This window comes from Streptomyces sp. NPDC013157 (assembly GCF_042899865.1).
Classification (GTDB): Bacteria; Actinomycetota; Actinomycetes; order Streptomycetales; family Streptomycetaceae; genus Streptomyces.
Window position 1 is genome coordinate 81,257 of record NZ_JBIBAK010000005.1, and the last position, 19,264, is coordinate 100,520.

Annotated in this window: 21 protein-coding genes; 8 read left to right on the forward strand and 13 right to left on the reverse strand. The window is 72.3% G+C overall.

The window, feature by feature from the left end; genetic code table 11:
- The 3 genes from ACFY6U_RS16785 to ACFY6U_RS16795 all read right to left on the reverse strand — a co-directional run bounded on the left by ACFY6U_RS16785 (position 1) and on the right by ACFY6U_RS16795 (position 3,376).
- The gene (locus ACFY6U_RS16785) at positions 1 to 549 is read right to left on the reverse strand and encodes a hypothetical protein (protein ID WP_390038798.1); all 549 of its coding nucleotides are present in this window, start codon (positions 547 to 549) and stop codon (positions 1 to 3) included.
- Positions 550 to 556: 7 nt separating this feature from the next.
- The gene (locus ACFY6U_RS16790) at positions 557 to 2,896 is read right to left on the reverse strand and encodes an FHA domain-containing protein (RefSeq protein ID WP_390038799.1); all 2,340 of its coding nucleotides are present in this window, start codon (positions 2,894 to 2,896) and stop codon (positions 557 to 559) included.
- A gap of 69 nt (positions 2,897 to 2,965) precedes the next feature.
- Positions 2,966 to 3,376, reverse strand: coding sequence for a hypothetical protein (locus ACFY6U_RS16795; RefSeq protein WP_294002591.1), 411 nt, complete (start codon positions 3,374 to 3,376; stop codon positions 2,966 to 2,968).
- A 310-nt stretch (positions 3,377 to 3,686) separates the two neighbouring features.
- On the opposite strand from ACFY6U_RS16795, the gene ACFY6U_RS16800 reads away from it, so the two are divergent.
- Positions 3,687 to 4,070 (forward strand): nuclear transport factor 2 family protein, encoded by a 384-nt coding sequence (locus ACFY6U_RS16800; RefSeq protein WP_390038801.1) that lies wholly within the window; start codon positions 3,687 to 3,689, stop codon positions 4,068 to 4,070.
- Between the two features lie 76 nt (positions 4,071 to 4,146).
- Positions 4,147 to 4,434 carry a DUF1905 domain-containing protein gene (locus tag ACFY6U_RS16805; RefSeq protein ID WP_390038803.1) on the forward strand — a complete coding sequence of 96 codons (288 nt, stop codon included), beginning with the start codon at positions 4,147 to 4,149 and terminating at the stop codon, positions 4,432 to 4,434.
- Here the strand turns inward: ACFY6U_RS16805 and mgrA are convergent.
- On the reverse strand, positions 4,424 to 5,416 hold the full coding sequence (gene mgrA / locus ACFY6U_RS16810) for an L-glyceraldehyde 3-phosphate reductase (RefSeq protein WP_390038805.1): 993 nt from the start codon (positions 5,414 to 5,416) through the stop codon (positions 4,424 to 4,426). The two genes, ACFY6U_RS16805 and mgrA, sit on opposite strands and share 11 nt — an antisense overlap.
- A gap of 111 nt (positions 5,417 to 5,527) precedes the next feature.
- Here mgrA and ACFY6U_RS16815 point away from each other — a divergent pair, with 111 nt between their 5' ends.
- The 3 genes from ACFY6U_RS16815 (at position 5,528) to ACFY6U_RS16825 (ending at position 8,534) form a co-directional block, all read left to right on the forward strand.
- Entirely contained in the window at positions 5,528 to 6,442 is a 915-nt protein-coding gene (locus ACFY6U_RS16815; protein ID WP_390038807.1) for a LysR substrate-binding domain-containing protein, read from the forward strand.
- Positions 6,443 to 6,503: 61 nt separating this feature from the next.
- On the forward strand, positions 6,504 to 7,991 hold the full coding sequence (locus ACFY6U_RS16820) for a carotenoid oxygenase family protein (protein ID WP_390038809.1): 1,488 nt from the start codon (positions 6,504 to 6,506) through the stop codon (positions 7,989 to 7,991).
- Between the two features lie 27 nt (positions 7,992 to 8,018).
- Positions 8,019 to 8,534, forward strand: coding sequence for a DinB family protein (locus tag ACFY6U_RS16825; protein WP_390038811.1), 516 nt, complete (start codon positions 8,019 to 8,021; stop codon positions 8,532 to 8,534).
- On the opposite strand, the gene ACFY6U_RS16830 is transcribed toward ACFY6U_RS16825, so the two are convergent.
- The 4 genes from ACFY6U_RS16830 to ACFY6U_RS16845 all read right to left on the reverse strand — a co-directional run bounded on the left by ACFY6U_RS16830 (position 8,516) and on the right by ACFY6U_RS16845 (position 11,540).
- Complete coding sequence (locus ACFY6U_RS16830; protein WP_390038813.1) at positions 8,516 to 9,586, reverse strand: adenosine deaminase; 1,071 nt, start codon at positions 9,584 to 9,586, stop codon at positions 8,516 to 8,518. The two genes, ACFY6U_RS16825 and ACFY6U_RS16830, sit on opposite strands and share 19 nt — an antisense overlap.
- 38 nt (positions 9,587 to 9,624) lie before the next feature.
- A complete protein-coding gene (locus tag ACFY6U_RS16835; RefSeq protein ID WP_390038815.1) occupies positions 9,625 to 10,017 on the reverse strand; it encodes a VOC family protein in 393 nt (130 codons plus the stop codon).
- A gap of 216 nt (positions 10,018 to 10,233) precedes the next feature.
- The gene (locus tag ACFY6U_RS16840; RefSeq protein ID WP_390038817.1) at positions 10,234 to 11,160 is read right to left on the reverse strand and encodes a M48 family metalloprotease; all 927 of its coding nucleotides are present in this window, start codon (positions 11,158 to 11,160) and stop codon (positions 10,234 to 10,236) included.
- Positions 11,157 to 11,540: a BlaI/MecI/CopY family transcriptional regulator gene (locus ACFY6U_RS16845; protein ID WP_351499325.1), complete on the reverse strand. Its 384-nt coding sequence runs from the start codon at positions 11,538 to 11,540 to the stop codon at positions 11,157 to 11,159. The genes ACFY6U_RS16840 and ACFY6U_RS16845 overlap by 4 nt, the downstream gene beginning before the upstream one ends.
- 197 nt (positions 11,541 to 11,737) lie before the next feature.
- Here ACFY6U_RS16845 and ACFY6U_RS16850 point away from each other — a divergent pair, with 197 nt between their 5' ends.
- Entirely contained in the window at positions 11,738 to 12,196 is a 459-nt protein-coding gene (locus ACFY6U_RS16850) for a pyridoxamine 5'-phosphate oxidase family protein (protein ID WP_390038819.1), read from the forward strand.
- A gap of 9 nt (positions 12,197 to 12,205) precedes the next feature.
- Here the strand turns inward: ACFY6U_RS16850 and ACFY6U_RS16855 are convergent, their stop codons facing one another.
- The 5 genes from ACFY6U_RS16855 to ACFY6U_RS16875 all read right to left on the reverse strand — a co-directional run bounded on the left by ACFY6U_RS16855 (position 12,206) and on the right by ACFY6U_RS16875 (position 17,058).
- Positions 12,206 to 13,111 (reverse strand): oxidoreductase, encoded by a 906-nt coding sequence (locus ACFY6U_RS16855; RefSeq protein ID WP_390038821.1) that lies wholly within the window; start codon positions 13,109 to 13,111, stop codon positions 12,206 to 12,208.
- Positions 13,112 to 13,145: 34 nt separating this feature from the next.
- Entirely contained in the window at positions 13,146 to 13,856 is a 711-nt protein-coding gene (locus ACFY6U_RS16860) for a chitinase (RefSeq protein ID WP_390038822.1), read from the reverse strand.
- 197 nt (positions 13,857 to 14,053) lie between these two features.
- Positions 14,054 to 15,508 carry an aldehyde dehydrogenase family protein gene (locus ACFY6U_RS16865; RefSeq protein ID WP_390038824.1) on the reverse strand — a complete coding sequence of 485 codons (1,455 nt, stop codon included), beginning with the start codon at positions 15,506 to 15,508 and terminating at the stop codon, positions 14,054 to 14,056.
- A 6-nt stretch (positions 15,509 to 15,514) separates the two neighbouring features.
- Positions 15,515 to 16,708, reverse strand: a complete 1,194-nt coding sequence (locus ACFY6U_RS16870) for an RNA polymerase sigma factor (protein ID WP_390038826.1) — start codon at positions 16,706 to 16,708, stop codon at positions 15,515 to 15,517.
- Positions 16,708 to 17,058, reverse strand: a complete 351-nt coding sequence (locus ACFY6U_RS16875) for a YciI family protein (protein ID WP_390038828.1) — start codon at positions 17,056 to 17,058, stop codon at positions 16,708 to 16,710. The genes ACFY6U_RS16870 and ACFY6U_RS16875 overlap by 1 nt, the downstream gene beginning before the upstream one ends.
- Before the next feature lie 99 nt (positions 17,059 to 17,157).
- On the opposite strand from ACFY6U_RS16875, the gene ACFY6U_RS16880 reads away from it, so the two are divergent.
- On the forward strand, positions 17,158 to 18,210 hold the full coding sequence (locus tag ACFY6U_RS16880; protein WP_390038830.1) for an acyl-CoA dehydrogenase family protein: 1,053 nt from the start codon (positions 17,158 to 17,160) through the stop codon (positions 18,208 to 18,210).
- Between the two features lie 141 nt (positions 18,211 to 18,351).
- Positions 18,352 to 19,224, forward strand: coding sequence for a formyltetrahydrofolate deformylase (gene purU / locus ACFY6U_RS16885; RefSeq protein ID WP_390038832.1), 873 nt, complete (start codon positions 18,352 to 18,354; stop codon positions 19,222 to 19,224).
- The last annotated feature ends 40 nt before the right edge of the window (positions 19,225 to 19,264 follow it).

Here is a 19,264-nt window from a genome sequence, read left to right on the forward strand (position 1 = left end):
TCAGCGGTCACCGTCGGGGGCGACCACCCGGGTCGGCTCGCGGCCGGGACCGGCGCGCCCGGGCCGGGCGCGGTCGGTGACGTACGTGGACAGCCGCCGCCCGTCGCCGTACAGCCAGCGTCCCTCGGCCGGGTCGTACAGCCACATGGACTCCCCGTCGACCACCACGCCGATGCGCAGCCCGTGCGTACGGCCGCGGAAGGACTCCCCGTCGAGGCCGCCGACGGCCAGTTCCTCGACGGCGGCCCGGTAGCCGTTGAGCGCCTCGGCGGCGCGGGCAAGCAGCGGGCGCGGGTCGGTGGCCTCGGCGGGCGGTCCGCCGGTGACGGGCGGGTCCTGGGGTACGGCGACGAGGTAACGGCCGTCGACCCAGGCGGACCAGCCGTTGGAACAGCCGACGTGCGCCCAGTCGCCGCGCCGTTCGACGAGCCGGACCGGCAGCAGCGGGTCGAGGGGCACGGTGGGCCGGGCCGGGTCGGGGGCCTCCCAGGCGGGCATGCCGTCGCCGGGGACGACATGGGTGGGCCGGAATCCTGGCGTCGTCGTCATGGGTCGCCTACTTCCGCATCACGGCCGGTTCGTGGCGGCGCAGCAGCCGGGACAGCACCCAGCCGAAGACGACCGACAGCACCACCAGCATGACCATGTTCCGCAGCCAGACGCCCGCCGAGTGCCGGAACAAGGGGTCGGCGGTGAGGGAGCCGGGCACGATCCGGTGCAGTTCCACGGTGCCGGCCATGGCGCCGAGCGCCCACCGCGCAGGCACCAGCCAGGCGACCTGTTCGAGACCGGGCACGCCGTTCAGCTTCAGCAGGGTCCCGCAGAAGACGACCTGGACGACGGTGAGCAGCACCAGCAGCGGCATCGTCACCTCCTCCTTGCGGACCAGTGCGGAGATCAGCAGCCCGAGCATCATCGCGGTGAAGGAGAGCACGGCCACGGCGACGGTGATCTCCAGCAGGGGCGGCATCAGCACCCCCTCGCCGCCGGGCGCGTTGAGGTCGACGCCGGCCAGGCCCACCTGGGTGAGCACGATCGCCTGGAGGACGGTGACGGTGCCGAGGACGACGACCTTCGACATGACGTACGCCGATCTGGACAGCCCGACGGCTCTCTCGCGCTGGTAGATGACGCGTTCCTTGACCAGTTCGCGCACCGCGTTGGCCGAGCCGGCCAGCACTCCCCCCACGCACAGGAGGAGCAGCACGTCGGTCGCGGTGTCGACGGTGAGCTTGTGGCCGGCGACGGCCCGGACCATCGCGCCCATGACGAAAGGCAGCGCGATCATGATGGCGAGGAAGGTCCGGTCGGCGGCGAGCGCGGCCGTGTAGCGGCGCACCAGGGTCGAGAACTGGGCGCCCCAGCTGCGCGGCCGCGGCGGCGGGGCCGCGGCCACCGCCCCGGAGCGCGCCACCACCGGCTGCGCGCTGGAGTTCACGATGTACTTGCGGTGGTACGACGAGGCGCGGTACTCCCCCGCCCAGTCCCGGCCGGTGTCCCGCTCGAACGCCTCGAAGGCCTCGGGCCACTCGTCGAACCCGAAGAAGCCGAGGGCGTCGCCGGGCGGGCCGAAGTAGGCGGTCCGGCCGCCCGGTGCGAGGACCAGGAGGCGGTCGCAGACGTCGAGGCTGAGGACGCTGTGGGTGACGACGATGACGGTACGGCCGTCGTCGGCGAGGCCGCGCAGCATGTTCATCACCGAGCGGTCCATCCCGGGGTCGAGTCCGGAGGTCGGCTCGTCCAGGAAGAGCAGGGACGGTTTGGTCAGCAGCTCCAGGGCGACGCTGACCCGTTTGCGCTGCCCTCCGGAGAGGCTGTGCACGGGCTGCTCGGCGCGCTGTTCGAGGCCCAGTTCCCGGATGACCTCGTCCACCCGCTGCCGGCGCTCGGCCTTCGCGGTGTCCTCGGGGAAGCGCAGTTCGGCGGCGTAGGTGAGGGCGCTGCGCACGGTCAGCTGGACGTGCAGGATGTCGTCCTGCGGGACCAGGCCGATGCGCTGGCGCAGCTCGGCGTAGTCGCGGTAGAGGTCGCGGCCGTCGTAGAGGACGGTGCCGTGCTCGGCGGGGCGCTGGCCGGTGAGGGCGTTGAGGAGGGTGGACTTGCCGGCGCCGCTCGGTCCGACCACGGCGAGCAGGGACTTCTCCCCCACCGGGAAGGAGACGTGGTCCAGCAGGATCCTGCGGCCGTGGTCGACGGCGACGGTCAGTTCCTGGACGTCGAGGGAGACCTCGCCGGTGTCGACGTACTCCTGCAGTTCCCCGTCGACCAGGCAGAACGCGGAGTGGCCGATGCCGACGACGTCCCGGGGGCCGAGCAGGGCGCGGGTGACGGCGCGGCCGTTGAGGTAGGTGCCGTTGTGGCTGTCGAGGTCGACGATCTCGTGGCTGCCGTCGGGTTGGGTGCGCAGTTCGGCGTGGTGGCGGGAGACGATCAGGTCGTCGACGACGATGTCGTTGTCGGCGGCGCGGCCGATGCGGACCGTGCGGGCCGGGAGCCGACGTACCGAGGAGGGCTGCCGGAAAGTGCCGGTCCGGGCGGGCATGGAGACGGCGGAGGGACGGTCCGTGGCGGGCGCCGGGCGGCCGCTCAGAACGGCGGACGGCCCGTCGCCGGGGCTGCCGAAGCGGATCACCGTGCCCGGTCCGACCTCCCACTCGCGGATGCGGCGGCCGTCGGCGTAGGTGCCGTTGGTGCTCTGCTCGTCCTCCAGCGTCCAGTGGCCGTCGTCGGGGCGCAGCACCGCGTGGTGCCACGAGACCCGGGCATCGTCGATGACGATGTCGCTCAACGGGTCCCGCCCGACGTGGTAGTCGCGGCCCGGGGTCATCACCGTGGATCCCGTGTCGGTCTCCAGGACGAGTTCGGGCGCCGTCGAGGCGACCGGCCACTCCGCCATGGGCAGAATTCTACCGATCCGACCTCTTCTGTGCCTGGTCACGACCGCCTCGGCGGCGGCTGTCACGGGTCAGGCGACGGGGACGACGAGGGCCGGGATGGTGCGCTGCATCCGGAGGGCGTCGATGGACTCGGCGAGCAGTTCGTACTCCGTGGTGTCGTCCTGGAGCGCGATCCGTACCAGCCGCCCGTCGGCCAGCTCGTCGGCGACCAGTTCCTGCCGGGCCGCGTCGGCGCACCAGGCGCGCAGCAGGCCGGGCACGTCGGAGACGGTCTCCGCGACCGGGACGAGTGAACCCTGCGGGAATCTGGGGTTCTCGGGTAAGGGGTCGAGGCGTTCCGCGATCCAGGAGGCCCGGTCCCGTAACCACCACAGCGCCAGCGCCAGGGTCGGCGCACGGTAGGTGCCGAGCGGAACGCCGATGCGTTGCCCGCCGCACATGCCGTATGCCGTGACATGGCACAGGAATTCGTCGTGCACGATCACTCCCCCGTAGCTCGCCGGTGTGCCGTCGCGGCCGGGTTTCCGTGCGGCTCCTGTGCGGTGAAGTGCCCCTGACATTCGAGTATGTTCACTTTCGAAACACTGTCACCACACCTTTCCGGCCAGTCTCTTGGCATATTCGCCCTGCGAATTGGCCGAAATGCGCGAGGTGCACCGGCCGGCCTTCATTACCCGCGGGGTAATCGACCCGTCACGCGAACCGGGGCAGAGTGGTGCCCACGGATCGCCGCACACCGCGATCCACCCCCTGACCAGCAGTGACGACCTCGATGGAGGCTGATTCGCCATGTCCGTGAACACCGACCGTTACCAGACCGCCGCCGCCCGCTACTTCGAGGCCTGGAACGCCACCGAGCCGGAGGCGCTGGGCAAGGCGGTCGCCGAGGCCTGGGCCCCCGAAGGCAGCTACACCGACCCGCTCGCGGATGTCGCCGGACATGCGCAGATCACGGCCGTGATCGCGGCGGCGCACGAGCAGTTCCCCGGTTTCGCCTTCCGCCCGCTCGGGGTCGTCGACGGCCACCACGACACGGCCCGCTTCGGCTGGGAGCTGGTGAACGAGGCGGACCGATCGGCTCCGGTGGCCGGTTTTGACGTGGTCACGCTCAGTGAGGACGGCCGGATCCTCCGGGTGCTGGGCTTCCTGGACCGGGTTCCGGCCGGGGCGTGAGCCCGCGCCCGCGATGAGTTCCCGCCCTCGCGGCGGTCTCCCCGACGAGAGAGACCACCGCGAGCGGAGGATCGTCATGAGTACGACCGCACACCTGGACGTGGAATTCACCGCCGTGCTGCGCCGCAGCCCCGCCAGAGGCGGCTGGACCTACGTGGTCTGGCCGGAGTCCGCCGTGTTCTTCGGCACCCGGGGGCTCGTCAGGATCCGCGGCACGGTCGACGGGCACCCGTTCCGGAGTTCCTTCATGGCCCTGGGCGACGGCACGCACAAGCTCCCCGTGCGGGCCGACGTCCGCAGGGCGATCGGAAAGGGTGAGGGGGACGCGGTGTGCGTCCGCCTCACCGAACGGATCACCGGTTGATGATCGCGTCGATCCGGGCCAGTTCCTCCGCGTCGAAGTCGAGGTTCCCGATGGCCCCGACGCAGTCCTCGACCTGCTGGGGGCTGCTCGCGCCGATCAGCGCCGAGGTGACCCGGCCGCCGCGCAGCACCCAGGACAGGGCGAGCTGGGCCAGGGTCTGGCCGCGGCCCTTGGCGACCTCGTCGAGGTCGCGCAGCTGGGCGACGAGGTCCGCGGTGACCGCGTCCGAGTTCAGGAACGGGCTGTCGCTCGCGGCCCGCGACCCCTCGGGGATGCCGTCGAGGTAGCGGCCGGTGAGCAGGCCCTGCTCCAGCGGGGAGAAGACGATGGAGCCGACCTGGAGCTCGTCCAGGGCGTCCAGGACGCCCTCGGTCTCCGGGCGGCGGTCGAGCATCGAGTAGCGCGGCTGGTGGATGAGGAGCGGGGTGCCGAGCTCGCCGAGGATCCGGGCGGCCTCGCGGGTCTGCTCCGCCGAGTAGTTGGAGATGCCGACGTAGAGCGCCTTGCCCTGCTGGACCGCCGAGTGCAGGGCACCCATGGTCTCCTCCAGGGGAGTCTCCGGGTCCGGGCGGTGCGAGTAGAAGATGTCGACGTGGTCCAGGCCCATCCGGGTCAGGGACTGGTCCAGCGAGGACAGCAGGTACTTGCGCGAACCCCACTCGCCGTACGGGCCGGGCCACATCAGGTAGCCGGCCTTGGTGGAGATGACCAGCTCGTCGCGGTAGGCCGCGAAGTCCGCCCTCAGGGCCTCGCCGAACGCGGACTCGGCGGCGCCGGGCGGCGGGCCGTAGTTGTTGGCGAGGTCGAAGTGGGTGACACCGAGGTCGAAGGCGCGGCGCAGGATGGCACGCTGGGTCGTCACGGGCCGGTCGGGCCCGAAGTTGTGCCACAGGCCGAGCGACAGCGCGGGAAGCTTCAGGCCGCTGCGGCCGCTGCGGCGGTACGGCATGTCGGCGTAGCGGTCGGGGTGTGCGGTGTACAACGCGACTCCAGAGGGGTTGCCACAGGATCTACCGGTGCCACTCTTTCCCGAGCCGCGGGCAGTGGTCCAACAGGAGAATCCGATGGAATTGTGCGGCTAGTCTTCTCAATCATGGAACTGCGCCACCTCCAGCATTTCGTCGCCGTCGCCGAGGACCAGCACTTCACCCGGGCCGCCGAGCGGCTGATGGTGTCCCAGTCGGGTCTGTCGGCGTCGATCCGGGCCCTGGAGCGGGAGCTGCGGGCGCCGCTGTTCGTGCGGACCACCCGCCGGGTGACGCTGACCGAGGCGGGCCGGGCGCTGCTCGGCGAGGCGGAGCGGATCCTCGCCCAGGTGCGCTCGGCGCACGAGGCGGTGGCCGCGGTGCAGGGCGTGCTGCGCGGGACGCTGGCGCTGGGCACCGAGCAGTGCATCGCGGGGGTGCACGTGGCCGGGCTGCTCGCCGCGTTCCGGCGCCGCCACCCGGACGTGGAGATCCGGCTGCGGCAGGCCGGTTCGGGCGCCCTCGCCGAGGAGGTGGCGGCGGGCCGGCTCGACCTGGCCTTCGCCTACCGCACCCAGGACGACACCGACCAGCTGCGCTCGGTGTCCCTGACCGGCGAGCCGATGACCGTGCTGTGCCATCCCAGCCACCGGCTGGCGACGGCCGGTGCTGCCGTGACCCCGGAGGACCTCGGCGGAGAGGTGTTCGTCGACTTCCACCCGGACTGGGGCCCGCGCCGCACCACCGACGCGGCCTTCGCCTCGGCGGGCGTACGGCGCACGGTCGCCCTTGAGGTCAACGATGTGCACAGCCTCCTCGACCTGGTCGACGAGAACCTCGGCATCGCCGTCGTGCCCCGCCACTTCCGCCACAAGCGCCCCGCGCTGGCCGCGCTCGCGCTCAAGGACACGGACGAGGCGGCGTACGAGACGGTCGCCCTGCTGCCGCCCGAGACGGCCACCAGCCCGGCGGCCAGGGCGCTGGTCACCCTCCTCGAAACAGGGGGTCTGGCAACACCCCCGGACGGGGCCTGCCCCTCCTGACCCGGACTCCCCCGTCGCCGCAGACTCGTGGCTGTCCACGACGACGACGGGGAGTACGGAGATGGCGGAACACACACGGCGTACGGTGCTGCGCGGGGCGGCGGGCATCGCGGTGGCGGGCGCGCTGACGGGAACGGCGGTCCGTCCGGCAGCGGCAGCGGACGCGAATGCAGCGGAGCGTCGCTTTCCCTTCCTGGAGGGCGCGTTCGCCCCGGTCACGGAGGAACTCACGGCCTTCGACCTGCCGGTCACCGGCCGTATCCCTGGCGACCTGAACGGCCGTTACCTGCGCAACGGCCCGAACGTGCTCGGTCTGGAGGATCCGCGCGCCCACCACTGGATGCTGGGCGAGGGCATGGTGCACGGGGTGCGGCTGCGCGGCGGCCGCGCCGAGTGGTACCGCAACCGCTGGGTGCGGTCCTCACAGGTGACGGCGGAGCTCGGCGAGACCTACCCCGGTCCGGTCCCGCCGGACGACTTCGCCTGCAACACCCATGTCGTCCCCTACCGGGGACGGATCCTCGCGCTCCAGGAGAGCGGCCCGCTGCCGTACGAACTCGACGGGGAACTCAACACCGTGGGCACCTACGACTTCCGGGGCACCCTGGAGGGCGCGTTCACCGCGCACACCAAGTACGACGCGCACGCGGACGAGTTGCACGCGATCGCCTACTACCCGACCTGGGACCATGTCCGTCACCTGGTCGTGGACCCGAGCGGCCGGCTCGCCCGCACCACCCGGATCCCGGTCCGGGACGCGCCGATGATGCACGACTTCGCGCTCACCGAGAGGCACGTGGTCGTCTTCGACATCCCGGTCACCTTCGACGCGGCGGCCGCGGGGGCGGGCGCACCGGTGCCGTACGTCTGGAACCGTGAACACCCGGCGCGGGTGGGCGTGATGCCACGCTCCGGGGGCGCCGTCCGGTGGTTCGGCGTCGACCCGGTCTTCTACTCGCACACCCTCAACGCGTACGACGAGGGCGGGTCCGTGGTGATCGACCTGACGACGTATCCGGCACCGTTCGACGTCGCGAGCGCCACCACCGACGGACCGCACGCGGTGGGAACCGCGAAGCTGGAGCGCTGGACGGTCGCCCTGCGGCGTGGGCAGGTCCGCAGGCGCACGCTCGACGACCGGCCGCAGGAATTCCCGCGGGTCAACGAGGAGTTGGTGTCCCGCCGGCACCGCTACGGCTACTCGGCGGCGGCCGCCGAGATGTCCGTCGCCTATCTGGCCGGCGACGGCAACCCACCGGACCGCGCCTTCTCCAACGCCCTCTTCAAGCACGACCTTGCGCGCGGCACGGCCGAGGTGCACCGGCTGCCGAGGGACGCGGCGGCGGGTGAGGCGGTGTTCGTGCCGGGCGAACACGGGCGGCGGGAGGACGACGGGTACGCGATCGCCTACGTCCACAATCCCGACCGGGGCGCCGCCGACCTGCTGATCCTCGCCGCGCAGGACTTCACCGGCGAGCCGCTGGCCCGGGTGCACCTGCCGGGCCGGGTGCCGCTGGGCTTCCACGGAAGCTGGATTCCTGACGCATGACGACCGGCGATGCGCGATCGTGGTCGTATGCATGCAAGGGACATTCTCATCGACGGCTTCGGCCGCATCCAGGAAGAAGTCCATGCCGCCCTCGACGGCGCCGGCCCCGACCTGCTCAACAAGCGCCCTGCCACCGACGCCAACTCCGTCACCTGGCTGGTCTGGCACCTCACCCGGATCCAGGACGACCACGTCGCCGACGCCTTCGACCTCGACCAGGTGTGGCTGGCCCAGGGCTGGGAGAAGCGTTTCGGCCTCGACCTGCCGCCCCGTGACCACGGGTACGGCCATACGCCCGCCGACGTCGCGAAGGTCACGGTGGACTCCGGCGACCTGCTGACCGGCTACTACGACGCGGTGCACGAGCAGACCCTGGGGGTGCTGCGCGAGCTCCCCGCCAAGGACCTCGAACGGGTCGTCGACACCCGTTTCGATCCGCCGGTCACGCTGGGCGTACGGCTGGTGAGCGTCCTGTCCGACGACCTTCAGCACGTCGGACAGGCCGCCTATCTGCGGGGGCTGCTTCAGAGCACGGCGGCGTAACCCGGCAGCACGACGTCCTCGATGAGGGCCCTGCGCTCGTCGAACGGGATGAACGCGCTCTTCAGGGAGTTCACCGTGACCGTGCGCAGGTCCTCCACCGTCCAGTTCGCCTCCTCGACCAGCAGGGACATCTCCCGGGTCATCGTCGTCCCCGAGACCAGCCGGTTGTCGGTGTTGAGGGTGACCCGGAAGCCGAGCTCCTTCAGCACGGTGATCGGGTGCTCGGCGATGGAGGCGGCGCAGCCGGTCTGGAGGTTGGAGGTGGGGCACATCTCCAGGGCGATCCGGCGGTCGCGCACCCAGCTCGCCAGGCGGCCGAGCTTGCCGTCCACGATGTCCTCGGTGATGCGGACACCGTGCCCGATGCGCTGGGCGCCGCACACCTGGATCGCCTGGTGGATGCTGGGCAGGCCGAACGCCTCACCGGCGTGAATGGTGAACGGCACGTTCTCGCGGCGCAGGTACTCGAAGGCGGCGAGGTGGTCGGCGGCCGGGAAGCCGTCCTCGGCGCCGGCGATGTCGAAGCCGACGACACCGGCGTCCCGGTAGGCGACGGCCAGCCCGGCGGCCTCGCCGACCCGGTCGAACATCCGCATGCCGCACAGGAGGGTGCCGACGCGGACGGGCGTGCCCGCGGCGGCGGCCTTCGCCATACCGGTGGCGAGCCCCTCCTGCACGCTCTCGACGACCTCGTTCAGCGTGAGCCCGCCCTTGACGTTCAGCTCCGGCGCGTAGCGCACCTCGCCGTAGACGACACCGTCGGCGGCCAGGTCGAGGACGTACTCCTCGGCGACCCGCCGCAGCCCCTCCTTGGTCTGCATGACGGCGAGGGTGTGCTCGAAGGTGGCTATGTAGCGGACCAGGTCGCCGGAGTTGGCGGCCTCGAAGTACCAGGCGGCCAGCTCGTCGGGGTCGGTGGTGGGCAGGGTGTGACCGACCTCGGCCGCGAGCTCGACGAGGGTGGCGGGGCGCAGGCCGCCGTCGAGGTGGTCGTGCAGGACGACCTTGGGAAGGCGACGGATCGCGGCTGCGTCTACGCGCGTAGCAGTCATGGTGGAGCTGTCCTCGGCAAGTGGTTCGGAGTGGTCGGTCAGGCGGCGGGCTGGAGCAGGTCCCAGCGGTTTCCGTAGAGGTCCTGGAAGACGGCGACGCTGCCGTACGGCTCGTGCCGCGGCTCCTCCAGAAAGGTCACGCCGGCGGCGGTCATCCGGGCGTGGTCGCGGGCGAAGTCGTCGGTGTGCAGGAAGAAGCCGACACGGCCGCCCGTCTGGTCGCCGACGCGGGCGCGCTGGTCCTCGTCCTTGGCGCGGGCGAGCAGCAGTCCGGTGCCGTGCCCCTGCCCGCCGGGCTCCACGACGACCCAGCGGGAGCCGTCCGGGCGGGGCTCGTCCTCGACGAGCCGGAACCCGAGGGCCTCGGTGTAGAAGCGGATCGCCTCGTCATAGTCGCCGACGACGAGGGTGACCAGGGCGACGCGTCGCATGGGGGCCTTTCGGTGGGGCTGGTTAGCGGGAGAGGTTATACGTAAAACGCCCAGGACGCCAGCCGCCTTTCCCCCGGGCAGCTCTTTCGGGGTGCGCCGACCGGAGCGCCCCCACAGGGGCGCTGGGGGTACCCCCGGCCGAAGGCTGGGGGAGGAACTGGGCGACCAGCCACAACGCACCCGCACCCGACGAACGGCCGCCCCCCCTGCCGTCCCCTACCGCTCCGCTTCCCCCTGAGCGACCTCCACCCGATGGTGAAAGTCGACCATCCCGGTCGCGGAGGCGACACACGACAACCCGGCGCAGGCCACCAGCAGCACGACGACCCACGCCCCGGCCCGCCGCCGCCCGCGCGGCGCCAGCAGCGCCTCGACCCGCTGCGGCACCGGCCCGGACGCGGCGCCCGACACGAACGCCGGCCGTTCGGCGGCGGCACCCTGCCCCGCCAGCGCGGCCCGGGCGATCGCGCGGGCCGTCAGGCGCCGGTCCCCCACCGCGCTCGCCGCGGCCTCGTCCGCGGCCCGCTCCACGGCGAGCCGGACGACGTCCCGGACCCTCCGCAACGCCGGGTGGCAGTGCGCGGCGAGCTCCGCCGCGGCGAGGAAGAAGTGGTGGCCGCCCGTGTTGTGCGCCCGCTCGTGGGCGAACAGCGCCTCCCGCTCGGCTCCGTCGAGGCTGCGCAGCATTCCGGTGGTGACGACGATCCGGTGCGGACGGCCGGGCAGCGCGTACGCGTCCGGGCACGGTGAGTCGACGACGCACAGGTCGCCCGCGGCAGGCCGGCGCCCCGCCTCCGTGCGGGCCGCGCGGAAGGCGCGGGTCTGCCGGAGCACCGACCGCGCGAGGGTCCCGAGGCACACGGCGAGGCCGCCGACCGAGATGGCCGCGAGTGGCAGGACGAACTGGTCGGAGGCGGTGCGCAGGGGCCGGACCAGCTGGCCGAGCGCCGCGAAGAACGGCAGCTCGAGAAGCCCGGTGAGGAAGAACGCACCGAGCGCGGCCAGGCAGCAGCCCGCGAGGGCGACGGCCGAGGCGGTGATCACCCAGAGCGCGGTGCCGGGCGCCAGCCGGTCGAGGGCCCGCCGGGACAGCGCCGGCAGCGCGAACGGCACCAGCAGGGGCAGGAGCAGCAGCGCGGTCATGACGGACCGGGTTGCTCGCCGGGTTCGAGCAGGGTCCGCAGAACCCGCTCGTCGTGGGGGCTGAGCTGGGCGACGAAGCGGGCGAGCACGGTCTCCCGGTCGCTGTCCCGGTCGAGTTCGGTGTGCATCCGCTTCGCGGTGAGGCCCTGTGCGTCCTGGGCGGGGACGTAGGCGTAGCCGCGCCCCTGACGGTGCCGTTCGACCACGCCCTTGTCGTGCAGCCGGGTCAGGATCGTCGTCACGGTCGTGCGGGCCAGGTCGGTGCCGAGGCTCCGCTGCACCTGTCCGGGGGTCTGGGGCGCGCCCGCGGCCCAGAGAGCGGCCATGACGCTCGCCTCCAGTTCGCCGGCGGGCCGGCGTTCGTCCTTCCCGTCGGCCATGGAAGGTTCCTCACCCCTTCTTCGTCCTCGGTCGGCAGACCGTCTACGGCAGTGTAGTCAGCCCGGCGGCGGCCGGCACCGGTGAACCCGTCATGGGGAGCCCGGCGCGCGCCGGGGAACCGCCCCGGTGCGCGGTACCGGAGACCTAGGACGCGGGCCCGAGGCGCGGGGCGGGCACGGCCGGTACTTTCGCGGCCATGAAGATCACCAACCCGGCCCGTTCCCCCGAGCAGCGCAAGCGCGACGTACTCGACCGTCTGGAGCGGGAGAGGGACGTGTGGGTGGCCACGGCGGACGACTGCGGGCTGCCGTGTCTCGTCCCGCTCTGGTTCGTCTGGCACGGCGACGCGGTGTGGCTGTCCACCCGGATCACCAACCCGACCGGCCGCAATCTGCGGGACGGCGGCCGGGCCCGGCTCGCGCTCGGGGACACCCAGGACGTCGTGCTGCTCGACGGCGAGGTGACCGCCTGCTCCCCGGCCGACGTGCCGGCGGCGGCTGCCGGGGCGCTGCGGGCGAAGACGGGCTGGGACCCGCGCGGGGACAGCCCGTCGTACGCGTTCTTCCGGATCCGGCCGTACGCGGTGCAGGCCTGGCACGGGACGCACGAGCTGCGTGGCCGGCACCTGATGCGGGGCGGGGTGTGGGCGGTCTGAGCCGTACCGTCAACCGGCCCTGGTGTGGAGGGCGTTGAGCCGGGTCAGCTCGTCCTCGGTGAGCCGGACGGCGCCGGCCGCCACGTTCTGGGCCAGGTGGTCCGGGTTGCCGGTGCCGGGGATGGCGAGGACGTGCGGGCCCTGGTGCAGGGTCCAGGCGAGGCGGATCTGGGCGGGGGTGGCGCCGTGGGCGCGGGCGACGGCGAGGACCTCGTCGTCGTGGCTCGCGGTGGCGCCGAGCGCCCCGGCGTCGCCCGCGACGGCGAAGAACGGCACGAAGGCGATGCCCCGCTCGCCGCAGATGCGCACGACCTCGTCGGTGGCCGGGTCCGCCGCGTCGAGTCCCCAGCGGTTCTGTACGCACACCACGGGGGCGATGGCCTGTGCCTCGTCGAGATGGCGTGGTTCGACGTCGGAGACGCCGAGGTGCCGGATCAGCCCCGCCTCGCGCAGTTCGGCGAGGGCGCCGAAGTGCTCGGCTATCGAGTCCTGGCGCATCCGGCGGAGGTTGACGACGTCGAGGTGGTCGCGGCCGAGCTGGCGCAGGTTCTCCTCGACGTGCCCGCGCAGCTGGTCGGGGCGGGCGGAGGTGCCCCACTCACCGGAGTAGTCCCGGTGGGGGCCGACCTTGGTGACGACGACCAGGCCGTCGGGGTACGGGGACAGTGCGGTGTTGATGAGTTCGTTGGCGGAGCGCAGGGCGGAGAAGTAGAAGGCCGCCGTGTCGATGTGGTTCACGCCGAGTTCGACGGCCTTGCGCAGGACGGCGATCGAGCGGTCGCGGTCGCTCGGGGTGCCGTGGTGGAAGGCGGCGCTGCCCGTCAGCCGCATCGCGCCGAAGCCGAGGCGGTGGACGGGCAGGTCGCCGAGTTTCCAGGTGCCGGAGGCGTCCGCGGTGATCGTTTCGGAGGTCATCGACGGAGTCTGGCACACGGTCCTGACGGAAAGGTCAGCAATAGAGGTTGCCGCCGGTCGGGACGCCCAGGATCTGGGTGAACTTCCGGTAGGCGCTGACCCGGCTCTGCACCTGCGCCGGGTTCTTGCCGTCGCACTCCAGGGAGCCGTTGACGGAGCGGATGGTCTGGCCGAAGCCGGCCTGGTCGACCATGGCGTTGTGCCCGGTCGTGGTGCCGGGACCCTTCTGGGTGTTCCAGTACCAGAGGCCGGTCTTCCAGGCCACGGCGGAGTTGTTCTGGACCTGCCAGGGATTGTCGAGCAGGTCGATGCCGAGCGCGTCGCCCGCGGCCTTGTAGTTGAAGTTCCAGCTGAGCTGGATGGGGCCGCGCCCGTAGTAGGCGGACTGACCCGCGGGGCAGCCGTAGGACTGGCTCCAGTCGCAGTAGTGCGAGTAGTCGGCGGTGTTCTGCTCGACGATGTAGACCAGTCCGCCGGTCTCGTGGCTGACGTTGGCGAGGAAGGCGGCCGCCTCCTGCTTCCTGACGGCGTCGCTGCCGGTGTTGGCGAAGGCCGGGTAGGCGCTGAGGGCGGCGGTGAGGCCGCTGTAGCTGTAGAACGCATTCCGGTTCGGGAACATCTGGTTGAACTGCGCCTCGCTGACGACGAAGCCGGCGGCGGAGGCCGAGGGGGCCGCGTGGAGCACCAGGACGGAGCCGCCTATGGCCGGCGAGGTCAGGGGTGCGGCGATACGGCGCCTCAACACGGATCAACTCCTTTGCGGAGCACGGCCGCGCCCCTCGAAGGGGGTGCGGCCGCGGTGGGGGGTGTGAGGCACACTCAACTGCTTTGGTCTGTACCAGTCAAGGGTGTAGACCAGTCAACCGGCCGCCGAACCCCGGGCCACGGCAGCGGTCGGGCCCGGCCGCGCAGGTGCGGCCGGGCCCGGAACGTGGCGGGGGATCAGCTCAGCGGCTTGGCCAGGATCGCCTTGCGGTGGCTGAACGTCTCGATGGAGTAGCGACCGTGGTAGCTGCCCATACCGCTCTCCCCCACCCCGCCGAACGGCAGGTCGGAGACGGTGAGATGGGCGAGCGGCAGGCCGTGGCCGAGGGCGCCGGAGGACGTCTCGGCGGCGAAACGCTCCCGGGTGTCGTCGGACTCGCTGAACACGTAGAGCGCGAGGGGCTTGTCGCGGTCGTTGACGAAGCCGATCGCGCTGTCGAGGTCCGGGACGGTGACGATGGGCAGGAGAGGGCCGAAGATCTCCTCCTGCATCACGGGGGACTTCGGGTCGACGTCGGCGAGCACGGTGGGCGCGATGTACTTGGCGGCGCGGTCGGTCTCGCCGCCGACGGCCACCCGGCCCGAGCCGAGCAGTGCGCTGAGCCGGTCGAAGTGCCGCTCGTTGACGATCCGGCCGTACTCGCCGGACTCCTTGGGCTCGCTGCCGAACAGCCCCTGGACGGCCCTGGCCAGGGCGGGCTCCAGGGCCGCGGCGGTCTCCGGGTCGGTCAGGACGTAGTCGGGGGCCACGCAGGTCTGCCCGGCGTTGAGGAACTTGCCGCGCGCGAGCCGCTGCGCGACCACGGTGAGGTCGGTGTCGCGGTCGACGAACGCCGGGGACTTGCCGCCGAGTTCGAGGGCGACCGGGGTGAGGTGCTCGGCGGCGGCCCGCATGACGATACGGCCGACCACGCCGTTGCCGGTGTAGAAGATGTGGTCGAAGCGCTCGGCGAGCAGGGCCGTGGTCTCCGGGATGCCGCCCTCGACGACGGCGACCGCCTCGGTGTCGAGGTAGGCCGGGAGCAGCCGGGCCAGGACGGCCGAGGTCGCGGGAGCGAGCTCGCTGGGCTTGGCGACGACGGCGTTGCCGGCGGCCAGGGCGCCGGCCACGGGGGCGAGCAGCAGCTGGGCCGGGTAGTTCCAGGGGGCGATGACGAGGACGACGCCGAGGGGGTCGTACTGCGTCCAGGCGGTCGCGTCGTCGCCCAGGTGCTTCGGGACCGGCGCGGACTCGGGGCGCAGCCACTCCTCCAGGTGGTCGAGGGTGTGGTCGATCTCCCGGATGGTGAAGTCGATCTCCGAGCCGTAGGCCTCGCGGGTGCTCTTGCCCAGGTCCGCGTTGAGGGCCGCGGCGATCTCGTCGCCGCGCTCCGTGAGCATGGCGCGCAGCCGGCGGAGCCGGCCGATGCGCCACTCGACGGGCTTGGTGCGGCCGGTGCGGAAGGTGGCGCGCAGCCGGGCCACGATGTCGGCGGGCTGCTCGGGGGTGGGCTGGTTCACGGATGCCTCGCTGGTGGTGCGTTCGGGCCGCACGGCCCGAACGGGGTCTCGACGATCAGATGCATATTGCAACCTTTCATGGACCGAAGTAAATTCCGGCAGCCCGAAACCACTGCGTTTGACGAAGGTCACACCTGCTCAGTCGGTGAGTTCGCCCCGTCGCCGTGCGAGGTGTACTCGTTCGGGCAGGCTGCCGGTGAGCGCGATGGCCGCGTCGTACTCCGCCACCGCCTCGCTGTCCCGGTCCAGCCGGCGCAGCAGGTCGGCGCGGACGGCGTGCAGCACGTGATACCCGCTCAGCTCGATGGCGTCGACCAGCTCCAGAGCCGCGGCCGGGCCCTGGACCTCGGCCACCGCGACCGCCCGGTTCAGCGCCACGACCGGAGTGGGGGCGACGGCCATGAGCTGGTCGTACAGCGCCAGGATCTGACCCCAGTCGGTGGCCCCGGCGCTCCGCGCGTCGCTGTGCACGGCGTTGATCGCGGCCTGGATCTGGTACGGCCCGGGGCGGTTGCGCCGCAGGCACCGCCGGACGAGTTCCTGCCCCTCCTCGATCAGCTCCCGGTCCCAGAGGCCGCGGTCCTGCTCGGGCAGCGGGACCAGTTCACCGGCCGTCGGCTGCCGGGCGGGCCGCCGGGCCTCGACGAGCAGCATCAGCGCGAGCAGCCCTGCGGCCTCGGGCTCGTCCGGCATCAGCTCGTACAGCAGCCGGCCCAGGCGCAGGGCTTCGGCGCACAGCGCGGGATCGCCGCCGTAGCCCTCGTTGAAGACGAGGTAGACGACGGCCAGGACCCCGTTCAGCCGGTCGGGGAGGTCGGCGTCCTTCGGGATCCGGTACGGGATCCCCGCGTCGCGGATCTTCGCCTTGGCGCGCACCAGGCGCTGGGCGAGGGTGGGCTCGGGGACCAGGAGGGCGCGGGCGATCCGGGCCGTGCTGAGCCCGCCGAGCAGGCGCAGGGTCAGGGCCACCCGGGACTGGAGGGCGAGGGCGGGATGGCAGCAGGTGAAGATCAGCCGGAGCCGTTCGTCGCGCACGGGGCCCTCCTCGGCCGGTGCGTCGGACGCGTGCAGCCGGGCGGCCTCGGTGTGCCGGGCGTCCCGGGAGGACTCCCGGCGCAGCCGGTCGATCGCGCGGTTGCGGGCGGTGGTGATGATCCAGCCGGCCGGGCTCGGCGGCGTCCCGGTGCGCGGCCAGCTGTCCAGCGCGGTGGTGAAGGCGTCCTGGACCGCTTCCTCGGCGAGGTCGATGTCGCCGAGGAAGCGGACCAGAACCGAGACCGCGCGCCCGTACTCGGTACGGAACACGGCCTCGACGTCGGCGGACTCCACCATCAGTGCTGGTCCACGAAGGGCCGTACCTCGATGGGGAGGGTGGTGGCGAGAGCGGCCCTGCGGCCCCACTCCAGGGCGGCGTCGAGGTCCTCGGCGCGGATCAGGCAGAGGCCGCCCAGGTACTCCTTGCCCTCGGCGTAGGGCCCGTCCGTGATCAGTACGTCGCCGTCCTTGGGCCGCAGCATCGTGGCCGTCTCCGGACCGTGCAGTCCGCCCGCGAAGACCCAGGCACCGGCGGCGCGCAGCTCGTCGTTGAACGCCTCGACGTCGCGCATGATCGTGGCGAGCGCGTCGGGCGGGGGCGGGGTGGCGTCGGCGGGCTGGACCACGCTCAGCAGGTAGTGCTTCATGACGTACTCCTCGGTCGTCGTGGGGTGTTCTCGCCTTCTACACGAACGGCGGGCCCCCGGATCGACACCGCACTCCGGGTAACCGAAAGAATCTTTGCTATGACCATCGCCACGCATCCGCTCGTCGCCCGCGCCCGGGAACTCGCCGACGGCCTCCTCTCCCCCGCCGCCGAGCACGTCGACCAGGAGGGCGTCCCCGCGAGCCACATCGAGGCGGTCAAGCGCTCGGGCCTGCTGGGGGTGAACGCCCCGGTGGCGTACGGCGGCTCGGCGGCGCCCGCGGCCGTGGTGCGGGAGACGGCGGAGATCCTGGCCGGGGCGTGCTGCTCGACCTGGTTCGTGCAGACGCAGCACCACACGCCCGTGCTGACCCTGGCGGGGACCGCCCTGCCGGTGCGGGAGCGCCTGCTGGGCCCGCTGGCCCGCGGCGAGCTGCTGTCGGGGGTGGCGTACGCGCATCTGCGGTCCTACCCGCGGGTTCCCGTGCGGGTCCGTCGGGAGGCGGGCGCATGGCTCTTCTCCGGCACCGTGCCCTGGTACACCGGCTGGGGCCTGAACGACGTGCTGCTGCTGGCCGGGGTGACCGAGGACGACGAGGCCCTGTTCGCCTTCGTGGAGGCACGGGAGCAGCCGGGCCTGCGGCCGTCGGAGCCGATGCGCCTGGCGGCGCTCACCGCGTCCCGGACGGTGTCGCTGGACCTGGACGGCCTGCTGGTCCCGGAGGAGGCGGTCGCGCTCCGGACGCCGTTCGCGCGGTGGGCGGCGGCGGACCGCCCGAAGACCCGCAACACCAACCCGGCGGTCTTCGGCATCGCGGAGACGGCGCTGGCGCTGGTGGACGAGGAGTTCACGGCCGGCCTGCGCGGCCGCCTGGCGGAGATCCGCCGCCGGGCCTACGCGCTGGCCGACCATCCGGTGCCGGACGAGCACGCGGAGGAGCGGCTGGCGCTGCGGGCGGAGGCGTTCACGCTGATGCGTACGGCCACGACCGCGGCGGTGGTGACGGGCGGCGGCCGGGCGATGTCCCTGGACCACCGCGCCCAACGGCTGGCCAGGGAGGGGCTGTTCCTGCTGGTCCAGGGGCAGACGGGCGAGTCGCGCACGGCGCACCTGAAGGGACTCGCGGAGCGGTCCCGCCCCGGCGGCCGTTGACGGGACCGACTCGCACGCGAGTTGCGCATCGTACAGAGTGGTGCGCCAAGTAGAACGCAGCCTCTTGACCCGTAGACCCCCTTGGCTGGACCATGTTGCGTATCACTCATGTCGTTGCGCAATGCGCATCAGGAGGATGTCATGTCTCCTCGACCGAAGCCCGGCCGCGAGTTCGTCCTCACCCTGTCCTGTCCCGACCGGGCCGGTCTGGTCCACGCCGTCACCGGCTTTCTGGTCGGCCACGGCGGCAACATCCTGGAGAGCCAGCAGTTCGACGACCGGCTCCAGGACCGCTTCTTCATGCGGGTGCACTTCGACGTCCCGGACAAGGCCGTCTCCCTGGAGGATCTGCGCACCGGTTTCGCCCCGGTCGCCGAGGAGCACCGCATCACCTGGCGGCTGACCGACGCGTCGACCCCGACCCGCACCCTCATCATGGTGTCGAAGTTCGGCCACTGCCTGAACGACCTGCTGTTCCGCCGGTCCACGGGCGCCCTCAACATCGAGATCCCGGCGATCGTCTCCAACCACCGCGACTTCGAGCCGCTGGCCCGGACCTACGGCATCCCCTTCCACCACATCCCGGTGACACCCGACACCAAGGCGGAGGCGGAGGCCCGGCTGCTGCGGCTCGTCGGCGAGCTGGACGTCGACCTGGTGGTGCTCGCCCGCTACATGCAGATCCTCTCCGACGATCTGTGCAAGCAGCTCGACGGCCGGGCCATCAACATCCACCACTCCTTCCTGCCGAGCTTCAAGGGGGCCCGGCCCTACGTCCAGGCGCACCGGCGCGGCGTCAAGCTGGTGGGCGCCACGGCGCACTACGTGACGCCCGACCTGGACGAGGGCCCGATCATCGAGCAGGACGTCGTCCGGGTGAGCCACGCGCACGCCCCGGACGAGCTGGTCGCGCTGGGCCGCGACGTGGAGGCCCAGGTGCTCGCCCGCGCCGTGCGCTGGCACAGTGAGAGCCGCGTGCTGGTCAACGGCCGCTGCACGGTCGTCTTCCGCTGACACCGCGAAGGGCGGGCCGGCACCCCGGTGGGGTGCCGGC

Bases quoted from the DNA above. Each gene is read 5' to 3' on its own strand.
- ACFY6U_RS16785 (WP_390038798.1), bottom strand. From the start codon at position 549: ATGACGACGACGCCAGGATTCCGGCCCACCCATGTCGTCCCCGGCGAC.
- ACFY6U_RS16790 (WP_390038799.1), bottom strand. From the start codon at position 2,896: ATGGCGGAGTGGCCGGTCGCCTCGACGGCGCCCGAACTCGTCCTGGAG.
- ACFY6U_RS16800 (WP_390038801.1), top strand. From the start codon at position 3,687: ATGTCCGTGAACACCGACCGTTACCAGACCGCCGCCGCCCGCTACTTC.
- ACFY6U_RS16805 (WP_390038803.1), top strand. From the start codon at position 4,147: ATGAGTACGACCGCACACCTGGACGTGGAATTCACCGCCGTGCTGCGC.
- ACFY6U_RS16815 (WP_390038807.1), top strand. From the start codon at position 5,528: ATGGAACTGCGCCACCTCCAGCATTTCGTCGCCGTCGCCGAGGACCAG.
- ACFY6U_RS16820 (WP_390038809.1), top strand. From the start codon at position 6,504: ATGGCGGAACACACACGGCGTACGGTGCTGCGCGGGGCGGCGGGCATC.
- ACFY6U_RS16825 (WP_390038811.1), top strand. From the start codon at position 8,019: ATGCATGCAAGGGACATTCTCATCGACGGCTTCGGCCGCATCCAGGAA.
- ACFY6U_RS16830 (WP_390038813.1), bottom strand. From the start codon at position 9,586: ATGACTGCTACGCGCGTAGACGCAGCCGCGATCCGTCGCCTTCCCAAG.
- ACFY6U_RS16835 (WP_390038815.1), bottom strand. From the start codon at position 10,017: ATGCGACGCGTCGCCCTGGTCACCCTCGTCGTCGGCGACTATGACGAG.
- ACFY6U_RS16840 (WP_390038817.1), bottom strand. From the start codon at position 11,160: ATGACCGCGCTGCTGCTCCTGCCCCTGCTGGTGCCGTTCGCGCTGCCG.
- ACFY6U_RS16845 (WP_351499325.1), bottom strand. From the start codon at position 11,540: ATGGCCGACGGGAAGGACGAACGCCGGCCCGCCGGCGAACTGGAGGCG.
- ACFY6U_RS16850 (WP_390038819.1), top strand. From the start codon at position 11,738: ATGAAGATCACCAACCCGGCCCGTTCCCCCGAGCAGCGCAAGCGCGAC.
- ACFY6U_RS16855 (WP_390038821.1), bottom strand. From the start codon at position 13,111: ATGACCTCCGAAACGATCACCGCGGACGCCTCCGGCACCTGGAAACTC.
- ACFY6U_RS16870 (WP_390038826.1), bottom strand. From the start codon at position 16,708: ATGGTGGAGTCCGCCGACGTCGAGGCCGTGTTCCGTACCGAGTACGGG.
- ACFY6U_RS16875 (WP_390038828.1), bottom strand. From the start codon at position 17,058: ATGAAGCACTACCTGCTGAGCGTGGTCCAGCCCGCCGACGCCACCCCG.
- ACFY6U_RS16880 (WP_390038830.1), top strand. From the start codon at position 17,158: ATGACCATCGCCACGCATCCGCTCGTCGCCCGCGCCCGGGAACTCGCC.
- purU (WP_390038832.1), top strand. From the start codon at position 18,352: ATGTCTCCTCGACCGAAGCCCGGCCGCGAGTTCGTCCTCACCCTGTCC.